This is a genomic window from Kitasatospora sp. NPDC058444 (assembly GCF_042721415.1).
Classification (GTDB): Bacteria; Actinomycetota; Actinomycetes; order Streptomycetales; family Streptomycetaceae; genus Kitasatospora.
In genome coordinates this window covers 14,308-29,021 of record NZ_JBHXLL010000013.1, presented here as the reverse complement: position 1 = coordinate 29,021, position 14,714 = coordinate 14,308, and the positions used below count along the sequence as shown (strand labels likewise).

The window sequence follows — 14,714 nt, the reverse complement described above, 5'->3', positions numbered from 1 at the left end:
GCCATGACCACCACCGTCCCGATCGAGTCACCGGCGCCGCCGCAGCGGCCGCGCGGCCGGTGGGGCCTGTGGGCCCAGGGGGACTTCCGCCGGCTCTGGATCGGTGAGACCACCAGCACCCTCGGCACGGCCGTCGGCAGCGTGGCGCTGTCCCTGGTGGCCGTGGTCACCCTGGGCGCCGGACCCTTCGCGGTGGGCGTGGTCAACGCCGCCGCCTGGCTGCCCTGGCTGTTCCTCGGCCTGCCGGCCGGCGCCTGGGTGGACCGCTGGCCCCGGCTGCGGGTGATGCTGGTCTGCGACCTGCTGCTGCTCCTCCTGTTCGGCAGCGTCCCGGTGGCCGCCTGGCTGGGGGCGCTCTCCCTCGCCCAGCTGGTGGTGGTGGCCCTGCTGACCGGGGCGGTGAAGGTGTTCTTCTCCACCGCCTACGGAGCGGTGCTGCCCACCCTGGTGGCCAGGGCCGACCTGCTGGAGGCCAACGTCAAGCTGCGCTCCGGGGCCTCGGCGGCGGAGATCGCCGGCCCCGGCGCGGCCGGTCTGCTCGCCCAGGCCTTCGGCGCCGCCAGCGGGATGCTCGCCGACTCGCTCACCTACCTGGTGTCGGCGATCTGCCTGCGGCGGATCAGGACGGAGGAACGCCCCCCGCCGGTGTCCGAGCGGCGCGGCATCCCGCGCGAGATCGGCGAGGGCGTCCGCTTCCTGCTGCGCGATCCCTACCTGCGCACGCTGGCCTGCTTCGCGGCGGTCGGCAACCTGGGCCTGAACGGCATCCAGGCGGTGCAGACGGTCTTCCTGGTGCGCAGCGTGGGGATCGAACCGGGCGCGGTGGGCGGGGTGTTCGCGCTGGTGAGCGTCGGCGGGCTGGCCGGCGCGATGCTGGCCGGGCGGATCGCCCGCCGGCTGGGCACCGCGCGCGCCCTGCTGGTCTGCGAGCTGGTGGTCGCGCCCTTCATCCTGCTGCTGCCGCTGGCGGGCGAGCGGCTGCCGCTGGTGGTCAGCGCGCTCGCCTGGGCGGTCGCGGTCTGCGGTGTGGTGGCGGGCAACGTCCTGGCCGGCAGCTTCTCCCAGGCCTACTGCCCGCCCGAGCTGATCGGCCGGATCCGGGCCAGCTCCGCGACCCTCAACTACAGCGCGATCCCGGTGGGCGCCCTGCTCGGCGGCTGGCTCGGCGAGGTGATCGGCGCCCGCAGCACCATCTGGCTGATGGCGGGCGTGCTGCTCTCGGCCGGCCTGGTGCTGCTGGCCAGCCCGCTGCGCGGCCTGCGCGACTTCCCGACCCGGCCGTCGGCCCCCGCCGCCTGACCCCCGCCGCCCGACCGCCCCACCCCACCCGACTTCCCGACCCGCCCTCACCCGCCGGAGGACCCCGATGGCCCCGATGACGCCGATGACCCCGATCTCCCGTACCGCCCGCCCGCGCCGCTACCTGATGTGCCGTCCCACGCACTTCGAGGTCAGCTACGCGATCAACCCCTGGATGGACCCCGCCAAGCCGGTGGACACCGACCTCGCCGTCACCCAGTGGGAGCGGCTGTACGCCCTCTACGGCGAGCTCGGCCACCGGGTCGACCTGATCGACCCGCTGCCCGGCCTGCCCGACATGGTCTACGCGGCCAACGGCGCCACCGTGGTGGATGGCAAGGTGCTCGGCGCGCGCTTCCGCAATGCCGAGCGGGCCGCGGAGGGCCCGGCCTACCTGGAGTGGTTCCGCGCCCGGGGCTTCGAGACGCTCGACCCGGAGCACGTCAACGAGGGCGAGGGGGACCTGCTGCTGACCGCCGGCTACGTGCTGGCCGGGCGGGGCTTCCGCAGCGTGGCCGACGGGCACGCGGAGGCCCAGGAGTTCTTCGGCCGGCCGGTGATCGGCCTGGAGCTGGTCGACCCGCGCTACTACCACCTGGACACCGCGCTCGCCGTGCTCGACGGCGACGAGATCATGTACAACCCCCGGGCCTTCTCGGCCGGCAGCCGTGCCGTCCTGCGCCGGCTGTTCCCGGACGCGCTGCTGGTGGACGCCGAGGACGCGGCGGTGTTCGGCCTCAACGCGGTGAGCGACGGTCTGCACGTGGTGCTGCCGGAGGCGGCCGTGGGCCTGGCCGCGCGGCTGCGCGAGCGCGGCTTCCGGCCGATCGGGATGGACCTCAGCGAGCTACTCAAGGGCGGCGGCAGCGTGAAGTGCTGCACCCTGGAGATCCGTTCGGTGGACTGAGACGTGCCGCCGCCGGGCACCGGTGATCAGTGGTGATCACCGGTGCTCGGCTGTAGATCGGCCGTTGACCGCTCCTGGCCAGACTGGTGCCACACCACGACGGAACCCCTTCCCTCCGGGGAAGCGAGCCAAGGGAGCACCAGAGATGACGCAGCGTCCGGCCACCGCCCGCACCCGCCTTCGGCTGTTCACGGTCGGCCTCGGGGTGGTCGTCGCCTTGGGCGCCGGCCTCTCCGCCACGGTCGCGGTGGCGGAGACGGCCGGCACCGGGACGGCGATGGTGGTGAGCGGCGACGCGACGCCGACGGCCACCCCCACCCCGACCCCGACCAGCACCGGGCACGGCAGCACCGGCGACTGGAACAGCACCGGCTCCTGAGCCGGCCGGCTCCTGAACACGCCGGCCCCTGAACGGGCCGGTTCCTGAACACGCTGGCCCCTGAACGGGCCGGAACCGGGCGCAGGATCGATTCCTCAGCAGCCCGACGACAGCCGGTCGGAGGCCCGCCACTCCTCCGGAACCGACGCGGCCGACGGAACCGACCCGGCCGCAGCCTCCGGCCGGGGCAACAGCCCCGCCACCTCCTCCGCCTCCGGCAGCCCCAGCCGGACGAAGATCCGGTGCGCCTCGCGCAGCCGGCCGCACGCCTCGGCCTCCCGCCCGAGGTCGGCCAGCGTCCGCCCCAGCACCACCAGCGCGTGGCCCTGGTCCCGCTCGGCGCCCAGCTCCTCGCACAGCTCCAGCGCCTGCCCGGCGTGCTCCAGCGCCTCGTCCGTCCGGCCCAGCGAGCGCAGACTGTCCGCCATCCGGTAGCGGGCGTGCGCGGCCCGGGCCCGCAGACCGGCCGCCGACGCCACCGCCAGGCACTCGCCGAACCAGGTGACCGCCTCCTCGTGCCGCCCCAGCCCGTGCAGCGCCAGCCCCAGCACGTACAGCGTGTACGCCCGGCCCGGATCGTCGTGCCGGGTGCGCAGTTCGGCCAGCGCCTCGTGGCAGATCGGCACCGCCTCGGCGGCCCGCCCGCTGCGCACCCGGGCCAGTGCGGCGTTGACCGTCGTCACCAGCGCCCCGGAGCGGTGGCCGAGTTCGCGGGCCAGCAGCAGCGCCTCGTCGTAGTGCCGGACGGCCTCGTCGTAGCGGCTGAGGAACTGGCAGACCAGGCCGAGGTCGTTCAGCGCCTGGCGCAGGATCACCGTGTCGCCGGCCGAGCGGGAGGCGGCCACCGCCAGCCGGGAGGCCGCCTCGGCCTCCTCCAGCCGGGTGGCGGCCAGGGCGACGTTGCCGCGGAGGAAGTGCGCCCGGCCAGCTGCCCGGTGGTCGGCGCGGTGGACCGCGGCGGCGGCCAGCGCCTCCGCGGTGGTGGCCAGCTGACGGCTGGGCGGGGCGAGGACGAACGGCGTGAGCGCGATCAGCAGGTCGATCGCGGCCCGCAGCGGCGCGGGCCCCGACCCGGGCGCCGGGCCGTCAGCCGGGGAGCCCGCCCCGGGCGCCGGGCCGTCAGCCGGGGAGCCCGCCCCGGGCGCCGGGCCGTCAGCCGGGGAGCCCGACCCGGGCGCCGGGCCGCAGGCGGCGTCCTCCGCGACGGTCCAGGCCGCCACCTGCGCGGCCAGCGCGATCGCCCCGGAACCCTCCGCCTCGGCCCAGGCCCGCGCCCCGTCCGGGCCGTCCAGCGCGACGCCCGCACTGCGCGCGGGCCCGAGCGCGCCGGCCGCCGGATCCCCGGGGACGGCGTGCTGGAAGGCCGTGCACGCGGTGGCCAGCAGGTGGTCGAGCATCCGGTCGCGGGCCGCCACGGCCGCGCCGGGATCGTCCGGACGGCGCCGGGCGAACGCGCGCAGCAGGTCGTGGAAGCGGTAGCGGCCGGGGAAGGGCGACTCCATCATCGCCACGTCCACCAGGGCCTCCAGCAGGTCCTCCGCGTCGTACTCGTCGAGGTCCAGCAGGGCGGCCGCGGCCTGGAGCCCGAGGTCCGGGCCGTCCACCGAGGCGGCCAGCCGGAACGCCCGGGCCTGGGCGGACGTCAACTGGCGGTAGCTCAGTTCGAAGGCGGCCGCCACCTCCAGGTCGCCGATGCGCAGCTCGTCGATCCGCCGACGCTCGACGGCCAGCCGGCGGCCCAGCGTCTGCACCGTCCAGCTCGGCCGGGCGGCCAGCCTGGCCGCCACGATCCGCACCGCGAGCGGGAGGTGGCCGCAGACCAGCAGCAGCTCCCGGGCGGCCTCCTCCTCGGCGGCCAGCCGTTCGGCGCCGATGGTGCGGCCCAGCAGTTCGAGCGCCTCCTCGGGTTCGAAGACGCCGAGGTCGGCCTGGACGGTCGCGGGCAGGCCGGACAGCCGGGTGCGGCTGGTGGTGAGCACGGCGCAGCCGACCGCGCCCGGCAGCAGCGGTCTGATCTGCGCGGTGTCGTGGACGTTGTCGAGCACCAGCAGCAGCCGTCGGCCGTCCACCACCGAGCGGAACAGGGCCGAGCGGGCGTCCAGTCCGTCCGGCACCGCGTCGGCCGGCACGCCGAGCGCCACCAGGAAGCCGCAGAGCACCGCCTCCGGGTCGGCCGGGGTGGCGTCGGCGCCCCGCAGGTCGACGTAGAGCTGCCCGTCCGGGTAGGCCTCGCGCACCCGGTGGGCGATGTGCAGGGCCAGCGCGGTCTTGCCGACCCCGCCCATGCCGACCACGGTCGCGATCACCAGCGCCTGCCGTCCGGGCGCGCCGAGGGCCCCGCCCAGCCGTTCCACCAGCGCCGTACGGCCGGTGAAGTCGGCGGCGTCGGGCGGGAGCTGGGCCGGTCTGGGGGCCGGTGCGGTGCTCCCGGCCGGGGCGGCGGGCGCGTCCGGGAGCGCGGGGCCGGCGGCCGGCTCCGGAGACTCGGCCCCGGGCGCGGCCGGCTCCGCCGGGCCGGGCACGGGTGCGGCGGGGGCCGGCGAGCCGGAGACCAGCGGGCCGGCCGGGGCCGGGGCGGCGAGCGTCGGGTCGCCCTCCAGGATCCGCTGGTGCAGCAGGTCCAGCTCCGCCCCGGGCGCCACGCCGAGCTCGGCGAGGAACAGCTGACGCACGCCGCGGAACACCGCCAGCGCGTCCGCCTGCCGCCCGGCCTGGTACAGCGCGCGCATCAGCAGCCCGTACGCCCGTTCGTGCAGCGGGTGCTCGGTGGTCAGCGCGGTCAGCTCCGGGATGCACCGGGAGTGCCGGCCCAGCGCCAGGTCCAGGGCGATCCGCTCCTCCAGCAGGGTCAGCCGCAGCTCCTGGAGCCGCTGGCGCTGGCGCTGCGCGAACGGGCCGGGGATGCCGGCCAGCGGCTCGCCCTGCCACAGCTCCAGCGCCTGGTTCAGCAGGTCCCGCGCCTGCTGGGGCTCCCCGGCGGCCGCCGTGCGCTCGGCCTGCGCCGCCAGCTCCTCCGCCTGCGCCGCGTCCACCGCGTGCTTGGGCAGCACCAGCCGGTAGCCGTCCCCGACCGAGGTCAGCACGGTCGGCGCGTCCGGCTCCTCGCCGTGCAGGACCTTGCGCCACCGCCAGGCGTAGGTGCGCACCGTCGTCATCGCGGTGCCCGGCGGCTCCTCACCCCACAGGGCGTCGATCAGGTCGGTGGCGCTCGCGCCGTGTCCGGGCCGCAGCAGCAGTACCGCCAGCATCGCCTGCTGCTGGGGGCTGCCCACCTTCAGCGCGGTCGCGCCGCGCTGCGCCCGCATCAGTCCCAGCACCGAGAACCGGAAATCGTCCATGCCTGCACCTGCCCGCCTCATGTGCTCGCCCCCGTCCGCGCACGTGCCGCCCCCCGATTTGATGAGCCCCTATCAACCCATGGCACCCTGCGGGATGTCGAGAGATCGTCGAACCGGTGGTGATCCGGCGTTGATCGGCCGTCCGCACAATCGGTGGTGCGGCGCCCGCGGTCGGCCCGGCCCCCACCGCCGGACCCGCCACGTCCCCGGTCGCCCGGCCGCCGTCCGGGCGGCCACCACGGACCTCGGAGGCGGACGCCCATGAACACCGACCTGCTCCACCGGCTGCTCGACGTCGACCCGGTCGCCGGACCGGTCGAACTGCTCCACCGCGCCCGGGGCGAGCGCCACCTGCCGTACCTGGTGCTCGCCGCGCTCGACCGGGAGGGCGTGCGGATGGGCCGGCACGCCCGGGCCGAGCTGCGGCGCGCCCGCGACCGGGCCGAGTGTTACGCGGGCGTCGCCCGCGACCTCGCCGACGCCACCGGCGTCCGGCCGATCCGCGACCTTCCCCTGGCCGGCTACTACCCGCCCGACCTGCCCCGGCCGCTGGCCGAGCTCAGCCTGGTCAGCCCCACCGAGGCCTCGCTCTGGCAGGCCGTCAACCGGCTGGTCACCGATCACCCGGTGGAGTCGGTGGAGGTCGTCCTGCTCGGCGAGCGCCCCCGGCACACCGCCGTCACCCTGCGCTGGCCCGCCGAGGACCCGCTGCTCGACCCGTGGTACCAGGTGCGGGTGGCGACCGCCGCGCTCACCGGCGACCTCGCCACCGTCCCGGTCCGCCCCTACCTGGCCGCCGACGACCACGTGGAATGCCTGATCGCCCTCGCCGAGGAGGGGCTCGGCCGCGCCTTCCTCGCGGGCGACGTGATCGACGTGGCCCAGCTCGCCGGGCAGCCCTTCGACCCCGTCGAGACCGCCGCCGTGGTCGCCGCCTACCGGCTCGCCCCGGAGGCCGCCGCCCTGCTCGACCTCGCCGCCGAGCACCTGCCGCTCGGCACCCTGCGGGACGTGCGCACCGTCCTGGAGGCCGAGGTCGCCCCCGAACTCCAGCGCCGCCGGGGCGCCGCCCGCCCGCCCCGCCCGCGCCACGGCACCCTGCTGCGCCGCACCGTCATCCGGCACCAGTGGGACGAGGCGTTACTGCTCCCGGCCGGCGACGCGACGCTGCTGCTCACCCCCGTCGCCGACTACCTGCTCGGCCCCGAGGGCACCCGGCCGTCGGCCGCCGAGCGCGCCGCCGCCCTGGCCGCGCTGAGCTCCTGGGACGCGACCGCCCCCGGCCGCCCGGACCGGGCCGCGTGCACCGGTCTGACGGAGCCGCGCCACCGCTGAGCCGTCCCCGCGGGCCGCGGTCGGGTGTGGGGGGGCTTGCCGACCGGCCCGGGGAGTCTTGTATCGTTCCTGGCGAATCATCCAGAGGGGTGGAGGGACCGGCCCTACGAAGCCCCGGCAACTCCCCGTCCGACCCGGCGTCCGAAGTACGCGCCGTGCCGAACGGGATCAGTGCCAACTCCGGCCTGTCGCCACTGTGGCGCGGGAAAGATGAGGAGACACGGTGCTCTCTGTGCTGTCCTTCGCCCGGGCGCTTCCCGCCCCGGCTCCTTCGCGGACCCGTCTCGCTCTTTCGCGTACCCGTCTCGTGCCCGGCGCAGGCAATCGGCCGACTTCCCCGGCCCGTCCTCGCTGACCACACCCCAGGCTCCCCGCCAGGAGCCGCCGTGAGCAGCCCCCACCCGCTGCTCCCGGCCTCGAGACTGGAGTACCCCACCCATGGAGAACACGAGCGGCGTCGGCGTGCTCGACAAGGTCACCTCGATCCTCGGCACCCTGGAGGCCGGGCCCGCCACCCTGGGCGGCCTGGTCGCGGCCACCGGCATGGCGCGGCCCACCGCCCACCGGCTGGCCGTCGCACTCGAACACCACCGCCTGGTCAGCCGGGACGTGCACGGCCGGTTCATGCTCGGCCCCCGGCTCGGCGAACTCGCCACGGCCGCCGGCGAGGACCGGCTGCTGGCCGCGGCCGGCTCGGTCCTCACCCAGCTGCGCGACGTCACCGGCGAGAGCGCCCAGCTCTACCGGCGGCAGGGCGAGGTACGGATCTGCGTGGCCGCCGCCGAGCGCCTCACCGGCCTGCGCGACACCGTTCCGGTGGGCGTCACCCTCCCCATGAAGGTCGGCGCCGCCGCCCAGATCCTGCTCGCCTGGGAGGAGCCGGAGCGCCTCCACCGCGGCCTCCAGGGCGCCCGCTTCACCGCCACCGCCCTGAGCGGCGTACGGCGCCGGGGCTGGGCCCAGTCCGTCGGCGAGCGCGAACTCGGGGTCGCCTCCGTCTCCGCGCCCGTCCGCGGCCAGTCCAACCGGGTGGTCGCGGCCGTCACGGTCTCCGGCCCGATCGAACGCCTCACCCGGCACCCCGGGGCCCACCTCTCCCAGGCCGTGGTCGAGGCCGCCCACCGGCTCACCGAGGCCCTGCGCCACCCCTGAGCGGGCGCCCCCGGGGCTCCCGGGGCCACTGCCCTGGGAGCCCCGGGGGCCCGCTCGGCCCCGGCTCAGGTCCGGGGCTCAGGTCCGGGGCAGCAGGACGGCGCGGCGGGGGCGGGGTATCCGGCTGATCACCGCGCCGATCAGGGTGCCGATCGACACCCCGAAGACCGCCGACACGGCCGTCAGCACCGACTGCGCGCCGTTGCCGACCTCGATCTGCGCGGTGTGCAGCAGGCCGAAGGAGCCCGGCACCACGATCCAGAACGCCGGGAGGTAGAGCACCTGCCAGAGCGGACCGCCCGGCAGCCAGTGCACCAGGGTGGCCGCGGCCGCGGCGGTGACCCCACCGGCCAGGCCGCCGACCGCCGCGCCGTGCGCCGACCCCACCACCACCTGGGCCGTGACGCTCAGCGCGATCACCACGACGATCCACGGCACGGCCGGGGGCGGGGTGTTCACGTTGACCACCACGCCGGCCACCGCGAGCGCCAGCCCCAGCGCGATCACCCACCAGCTCGGCCTGGCGACCTGCACGTCGGCCAACGCGGTGGCCGGCATGCCGGTCGCGGTCGCCGCCGCGGCCACCCCGGCGAGGAACAGCGCCAGCTGCACCGCACCGGACACCAGCCGGGCCGTACCCGCACTGGCCGCCCCCGCCGCGATCTCCGACAGCCCGGTGACGAGCAGCCCACCCGGCAGCAGGATCGCCAGGGTGGCGACGATGGTCCGCAGCGGGCCCTCCAGCAACCCGGCCCGGGCGAGCGAGAGGACCAGCAGCGCCACCAGGAACCCGGCCGTGACGGGCAGCAGCGGCCGCAGGTACGGCAGCCGCCGGGCCAGCACGGTCAGCCCCACCACGATCAGCGAGCCGAGCCCGGCCGCCAGCACGTTCGCCGCCACCGGCTGGAGGAACAGGCAGACCCCCACCCCGACCGGCAGCGCCCCGAGGTCCGACACCCACGCGGGCCGGCGGGCCGGCGCCCGCCGGATCGCGTCCAGTTCGGCGAGCGCCCGCGGTCCGTCGAGCTCGCCCGCCCGCAGCCGGTGCACGAGATGGAGGACGTCGGCCGTCTGCTCGAACCGCAGCGCGGCGCCGACCGGCTGGAACCGGGTGGCGTCGTCCGGCCCCAGCGCGACGAACAGCCCGTTGGTCAGGGCGGCGACCCGTACCTCCGGAGCCCCCAAGGCCCGCCCCAGCCAGTGGAGTTCCTCCTCGACGTCATGGACGGGCAGGCCACCGCCCAGCAGGGCTTCGCCCAGTTCGAGCAGCAGACGGCGGAGCGGGTCGGGCGGGGCATCGGTGACCCGGCCCAGCGGGGCATCGGTGACCCGGACCAGGGGAGACGTGCTTGACATGGCAGGTATCGTCCCATCCCGCCCGAATCAGTCCGACTGTGCCCCGGTCTGATCGGTTTCCCGCCGCCTTCGGACACCCCGGCGACGGAGCTCACCGGCCCGGCGACGGCGCGGTGCGGACCCCGGTCGGATCCGCACCGCCGAGCGCTGTCACGGGCGGACGGTGAGCACCAGCTTGCCGGTGACCCGGCCGGTCTCGCCCTCGGCGTGGGCCTCGGCGGCCTCCGCGAGCGGGTAGGTGCCGGAGACGTGCACGCGCAGCCGGCCGGACTCGGCGAGGGCGGCGATCGCGGCCATGCCCGCCCGGTCGTGCTCGACCAGCAGGGTCTTCGCCGTCACCCCCAGCTCGGCGGCACGTTCGGCCAGTCCGTCGAGGTCCACCGGCAGGATCGACACCAGGACGCCGCCCGGCCGGAGCGTCTCCAGGGAGCGCAGCCGGTCCTCCCCGCCCAGCGGGTCGAGCACCACGTCGACGTCCCGGGCCTCCCGCACGAAGTCGGCCGTGCGGTAGTCGATCACCTCGTCCGCGCCCAGGCCCCGGACGAAGTCGTGCTTGGCGGCGGAGGCCGTGCCGATCACGTACGCGCCGCGCGCCTTGGCGATCTGCACGGCGACGTGCCCCACGCCGCCGGCCGCCGCGTGCACCAGGACCCGCTGCCCCGGCCGGACGTCGGCGGTGTCGACGAGGGCCTGCCAGGCGGTGAGCGCCACCAGCGGAAGCGCGCCCGCCTCGACGTGGCTCAGTGCGGCGGGCTTGGGGACGAAGGCCCGGGCGGGGCCGGTGACGTACTCGGCGTGCGAGCCGGCACCGTGCGGGTAGGGCAGCATGCCGAAGACCTCGTCGCCCGGGGTGAAGAGCGAGACGCCGAGGCCGACCGCCTCGACGGTCCCGGAGACGTCCCAGCCGAGCGTGAACGGGGGCTCGCCGAGGAAGACGCGGCGGTCGCGGTGCTTCCAGTCGGTGGGGTTGACCCCGGCGGCGTGGACGGCGACGAGGATCTGGCCGACGCCGGGCGCGGGCCGTTCGACCTCGGCCTCGTGGAGGACGTCCGGGGCGCCGAAGGCGGTCTGGGTGATGGCTCGCATCGTGCTCGTGCGCGTGTTCGTGGTCATGGATCAAGCGTGCGGGCGCGGCCCTGACCTGCGAAATGGCAAGATTGCCAAAGATCGATAGGATCGTGCCATGCCCGCGACCGAGCCCCTCGCTCCCGCCGACCGGCCGCCCCACCGCGTGGTCGTGCTCGCCCTCGACGGCGTCTACCCGTTCGAACTGGGCATCCCCAACCGGGTCTTCCCCGGCGTGCCCGGGGCGTACGAGGTGGTGACGTGCGCGGCGACGGACGACCGGACGGTCGCCACCGACGCCGACTTCACCATCACCGTCGGGCACGGGCCCGAGGCACTGGAGAGCGCCGACACGGTCGTCATCCCGCCCTACGCCCTGCACCGCGTCACCGCCGACCTCCCGGAGGCCGAGCGCGCGGCCCTCGCCCGGATCCGCCCCGGCGCCCGGATCGTCTCCATCTGCACCGGCGCGTTCGCGCTGGCCGCCGCCGGCCTGCTCGACGGGCGCCCCGCCACCACCCACTGGGCGCTGGCGCCGGCCTTCCGCCGGATGTACCCCCACGTCGCCCTGGACGCCGACGTGCTGTTCATCGACGACGGCGACATCCTCACCTCGGCGGGCGCCGCGTCCGGCCTCGACGTGTGCCTGCACGTGGTGCGCTCCGACCACGGCAGCGCCGTCGCCAACAAGGTCGCCCGGCACTGCGTGGTGCCGCCCTGGCGGGAGGGCGGCCAGGCCCAGTACATCGAACAGCCGGTGCCCCCGGAGGGCGCCAACGGCACCGCCGCGACCCAGGCCTGGGCCCTGGAACACCTCGACCGCCCGCTCGCCCTGCGGGAGCTGGCCGCACACGCCCGGATGAGCCCGCGCACCTTCGCCCGCCGCTTCCAGGAGGAGACGGGCACCAGCCCGGGCCGCTGGCTGATCCAGCAGCGCCTGCACCGCGCCCGCCACCTGCTGGAGACCAGCGACCTCCCGGTCGACCGCATCGCCACCGAGATCGGCTTCGCCACCGGCGCCTCACTGCGGCAGCACCTGCACGCCGCGATCGGGGTGTCACCCCAGGCCTACCGCAACACCTTCCGGGGCCTCTCCGGCCCCCGGCCCGGCCCTGACCGGCCGGCCCCGGCATCCGCCACACCCTGACCCACTCGGCGAAGCCCCGTTCCGGAGCTGCCGGAGGAGAGACGCCATGTCAGGTCCGGTCGGCCGCCTCCGGTGCTGTGTCGCGGGCGCCCAGGACATCGGGGAGACCGCCGCCGAGTGCGCCGTCCGTGAATGCCGGGAGGAGACCGGGATCCAGGCCGAGGTCACCGGTTTCCTCGGCGTGTACACCAACCCGAACCACATCGTCGCCTACACCGACGGCGAGATCCGCCAGCAGTACGAGAACACCTACATCGGCCGCCCCGTCGGGGGCGAGCCCACGATCAACGACGAGGCCGACGGCGTCCGCTACATCCAGCCCGCCGACCTCGACCAGTACGACATCCACCCCAGCATGCGCCAGCAGATCGGCGACTACCTCGCAGGCACGTACCCCTACTTGGGTTGAGTCGTGAACGAACCACCCCACCACGCTCTTCTTCCCGTAGCGGCCGAGGATCTTCGTCCAAGGTGCTGGAACCGACCCGACGAGTGGCCGGTTGGTGCTGCTGCGTGGGAAGTCGGCGGGGCCGACTTCCCACGCAGCGTATCGGCCTGGCTCAGGGGTGGAGGGTGACGTTGGGCAGGGGGTGGCCTTCGGCGTCGAACAGGGCGGTGCCGCAGTCGCAGTGCTCGTCGGCGAGGGTCTCGGTCGGGGGCAGTTCCCAGACCAGCATCTGGGAGCAGTCCGGGCAGTTGAGGCTGACCAGGGTCTGCTCGGGTTCCGAGCCCCAGGGCCGCACCGGGAGGCCCTCGTGCAGCAACCCGGCCGGCTCGCGGCCGCCGGTCAGCGCGACCAGCAGCTCGTAGGCGTCGGTACCGCTCTCCCACACCAGCAGCGTGCCGCCGAGATCGGCCAGCGCAGCGGAGAGGTGGTCGAGCTGGCGGACCGGGAGGTCACCCCGGCGCAGGGTCGGGTCGTCCTCGGCCGCGCGGCGGACGGCATCGGTGTCGATGCCCGCCGGTTCCGTGCCGAAGGCCCGTAGCCGACCGGCCACGAACGCCGCCAGCTGTCCCGGGTGGTCCTCGCCGGTCCAGTCCATCGTGAACACCACCCGGTCGACCTGGACTCCCCGGGCCCGTTCGTCGGGGGTCAGGACCAGCTCTTCCAGCTTCTCCGGCTTCTCCAGCTCTGTCACGACGATCACGCTATCAACCGGCCCGGACAAGGCCGTTGGCAGCCTTCCGGTTCCACCGATCAGGCGCCGGAGGAGCGTTGGTGATCCTGGCGTGTCGTTCCCGCTTCCACGCAGGGGAGTTGATCGTAGGATCGAAGCGGTCGTACACGGGGGGAAAACGATGAGGCTTGTCTCGCTGTGCCGTCATGCCGTCATTCCGGGGGTCGTCGGGCTGGCGCTGGCCGCGCTGGTCTCCTGCACCGCGCCCACGCTCGCTGGCCCGGCCTCGTCCGCCGCCGTCCGGCCGCGCCCGGTCAAGCTGCTGCCGCTCTCGGAGCTCGCGGCCGACCTGGAGGGGATCCGGGCCGTGGCGGACAACCCGCCCAAGGGCCGTCAGTGGGTCCGCTACCGGGACGAGGGCGGCAGGAGCTGGTACTTCTGGCCCGTCCCCGGCGGCCGGTTCTGTGCCGCGCGGGTCGAGGACGGCCTCGCCCGGGAGGTCGGCTGCCCGACCGACCCTCTTCCCACTCACAGTTCACCCGCCGTCAACCCGTTCTACGGCCGGTCCAGCATGGATGACGGTCGTTGGGTGAGCTTCCTCTACGCCGACCAGGAGGAGCTCCTGGAGCTCACCTGCGACGGCCGCCCGCTCGCCGTCGACCGCATCGCCGACTTCCCTACCTCCTACGGCCGACGGACCCTCTACGCTGTCGGGACGCCGTGGCTCGCGCGGGGATTCCTGCACGCCCGGGTCCGTCTCGCGGACGGCAGCACCGCGCCCGACCAGGTGGATTTCGGGAGGGTCGACGGCAGGGGCCCGCTCCCTTTCCACGAACACCTCTGTGCCTGAGCGGGTGTTCTGCGACCTCGGCCGCAAGCCGGCCTGAGTCGGCCTGAGCCGCCGGAGCGCAGGAAGTCGGCGGGTCCGACTTCCTGCGCAGAGGCGGAGTCGGGGCGGTGCGTCAGACCAGGGCGAGCCGGTCCACCAGCAGTTCCACCCGCCACGCGGTGTGCTCCGCCGGAAGTCGTCCCGCCCGGGTCAGGGTGGCCAGACCGTGCAGGGCCGCCCAGAACGTCTCGGTGAACAGCCCCGGGTGGACGCCGTCCCCGGCGACCTCGCCGAGGCTTTCCAGCAGGGCGGCGAAGGCGTCCTTCAGTGGCTCGGGGGTGTCCTCGTGGGCGAACGCCAGGCCGCCGTCGAGCTGGAACATGGCGTCGTAGACCGCCGGGTTGCGTTCGGCGAAGTCGAGGTAGGCGAGGGCGAGCGCGGAGACCCGGGCGCGCGGCCCGTCCGCGGCGGAGGTCGCGGCCCGCACCGCCGTGGCCATCTCGGCGGCACCCTGGAGGGCGACGGCGCCGATGATCTCGCGCTTGCCGCGGAAGTGGCTGTAGAGGACGGGCTGGCTGTACTCGATGCGCTCGGCGAGCCGGCGGGTGGTGACCGCGTCCCAGCCTTGCTGCTCGGCGAGTTCGCGGGCCGTGGCCACGATGAGGCGCTCGCGGTCCGCCCGTTCGCGCTGCTTGCGTTCCTGTACCGACATGACCCGATCCTAGCACTGCTAGACAATCGAGCGGCGGCAGTACTAGCGTTGCCTCAACAGCTAGCGGCGCTAGATTC

12 protein-coding genes, 1 pseudogene and 1 riboswitch are annotated in these 14,714 nt (G+C 75.3%); of the genes and pseudogenes, 8 read left to right on the top strand and 5 right to left on the bottom strand.

Annotated features, from left to right (window positions below):
• Nucleotides 1–3: 3 nt before the first annotated feature.
• The 3 genes from ACFWP2_RS16200 to ACFWP2_RS16190 all read left to right on the top strand — a co-directional run bounded on the left by ACFWP2_RS16200 (nucleotide 4) and on the right by ACFWP2_RS16190 (nucleotide 2,585).
• On the top strand, nucleotides 4–1,299 hold the full coding sequence (locus ACFWP2_RS16200; protein WP_380451507.1) for an MFS transporter: 1,296 nt from the start codon (nucleotides 4–6) through the stop codon (nucleotides 1,297–1,299).
• A gap of 67 nt (nucleotides 1,300–1,366) precedes the next feature.
• Complete coding sequence (ddaH, locus tag ACFWP2_RS16195) at nucleotides 1,367–2,206, top strand: dimethylargininase (RefSeq protein ID WP_380451505.1); 840 nt, start codon at nucleotides 1,367–1,369, stop codon at nucleotides 2,204–2,206.
• 145 nt (nucleotides 2,207–2,351) lie between these two features.
• Nucleotides 2,352–2,585, top strand: coding sequence for a hypothetical protein (locus ACFWP2_RS16190; protein WP_380451503.1), 234 nt, complete (start codon nucleotides 2,352–2,354; stop codon nucleotides 2,583–2,585).
• Nucleotides 2,586–2,680: 95 nt separating this feature from the next.
• Here the strand turns inward: ACFWP2_RS16190 and ACFWP2_RS16185 are convergent, their stop codons facing one another.
• Nucleotides 2,681–5,923 (bottom strand): BTAD domain-containing putative transcriptional regulator, encoded by a 3,243-nt coding sequence (locus ACFWP2_RS16185; protein WP_380451501.1) that lies wholly within the window; start codon nucleotides 5,921–5,923, stop codon nucleotides 2,681–2,683.
• A gap of 261 nt (nucleotides 5,924–6,184) precedes the next feature.
• Between ACFWP2_RS16185 and ACFWP2_RS16180 the strand changes: the two genes are divergently transcribed.
• Both ACFWP2_RS16180 and ACFWP2_RS16175 read left to right on the top strand, forming a co-directional pair.
• A complete protein-coding gene (locus ACFWP2_RS16180; protein ID WP_380451499.1) occupies nucleotides 6,185–7,258 on the top strand; it encodes a hypothetical protein in 1,074 nt (357 codons plus the stop codon).
• A gap of 74 nt (nucleotides 7,259–7,332) precedes the next feature.
• A riboswitch (SAM riboswitch) is annotated at nucleotides 7,333–7,475 on the top strand.
• 221 nt (nucleotides 7,476–7,696) lie between these two features.
• A complete protein-coding gene (locus tag ACFWP2_RS16175; protein ID WP_380451497.1) occupies nucleotides 7,697–8,410 on the top strand; it encodes an IclR family transcriptional regulator in 714 nt (237 codons plus the stop codon).
• Nucleotides 8,411–8,488: 78 nt separating this feature from the next.
• Here ACFWP2_RS16175 and ACFWP2_RS16170 read toward each other — a convergent pair whose 3' ends face one another.
• Both ACFWP2_RS16170 and ACFWP2_RS16165 read right to left on the bottom strand, forming a co-directional pair.
• Complete coding sequence (locus tag ACFWP2_RS16170) at nucleotides 8,489–9,766, bottom strand: threonine/serine exporter family protein (protein WP_380451495.1); 1,278 nt, start codon at nucleotides 9,764–9,766, stop codon at nucleotides 8,489–8,491.
• A gap of 150 nt (nucleotides 9,767–9,916) precedes the next feature.
• Nucleotides 9,917–10,879: an NADP-dependent oxidoreductase gene (locus ACFWP2_RS16165; RefSeq protein ID WP_380451493.1), complete on the bottom strand. Its 963-nt coding sequence runs from the start codon at nucleotides 10,877–10,879 to the stop codon at nucleotides 9,917–9,919.
• 70 nt (nucleotides 10,880–10,949) lie between these two features.
• Between ACFWP2_RS16165 and ACFWP2_RS16160 the strand changes: the two genes are divergently transcribed.
• Together ACFWP2_RS16160 and ACFWP2_RS16155 are read left to right on the top strand one after the other, a co-directional pair.
• Nucleotides 10,950–11,978 (top strand): GlxA family transcriptional regulator, encoded by a 1,029-nt coding sequence (locus tag ACFWP2_RS16160; protein WP_380451491.1) that lies wholly within the window; start codon nucleotides 10,950–10,952, stop codon nucleotides 11,976–11,978.
• Nucleotides 11,979–12,063: 85 nt separating this feature from the next.
• A pseudogene (locus tag ACFWP2_RS16155) lies at nucleotides 12,064–12,387 on the top strand (NUDIX hydrolase); the annotation flags it as partial.
• 151 nt (nucleotides 12,388–12,538) lie between these two features.
• Here ACFWP2_RS16155 and ACFWP2_RS16150 read toward each other — a convergent pair.
• Nucleotides 12,539–13,117: a hypothetical protein gene (locus ACFWP2_RS16150; RefSeq protein ID WP_380451489.1), complete on the bottom strand. Its 579-nt coding sequence runs from the start codon at nucleotides 13,115–13,117 to the stop codon at nucleotides 12,539–12,541.
• A gap of 160 nt (nucleotides 13,118–13,277) precedes the next feature.
• Between ACFWP2_RS16150 and ACFWP2_RS16145 the strand changes: the two genes are divergently transcribed.
• Entirely contained in the window at nucleotides 13,278–13,946 is a 669-nt protein-coding gene (locus ACFWP2_RS16145; RefSeq protein ID WP_380451487.1) for a hypothetical protein, read from the top strand.
• 112 nt (nucleotides 13,947–14,058) lie between these two features.
• On the opposite strand, the gene ACFWP2_RS16140 is transcribed toward ACFWP2_RS16145, so the two are convergent.
• A complete protein-coding gene (locus ACFWP2_RS16140) occupies nucleotides 14,059–14,637 on the bottom strand; it encodes a TetR/AcrR family transcriptional regulator (RefSeq protein ID WP_380451485.1) in 579 nt (192 codons plus the stop codon).
• Nucleotides 14,638–14,714 lie beyond the last annotated feature (77 nt).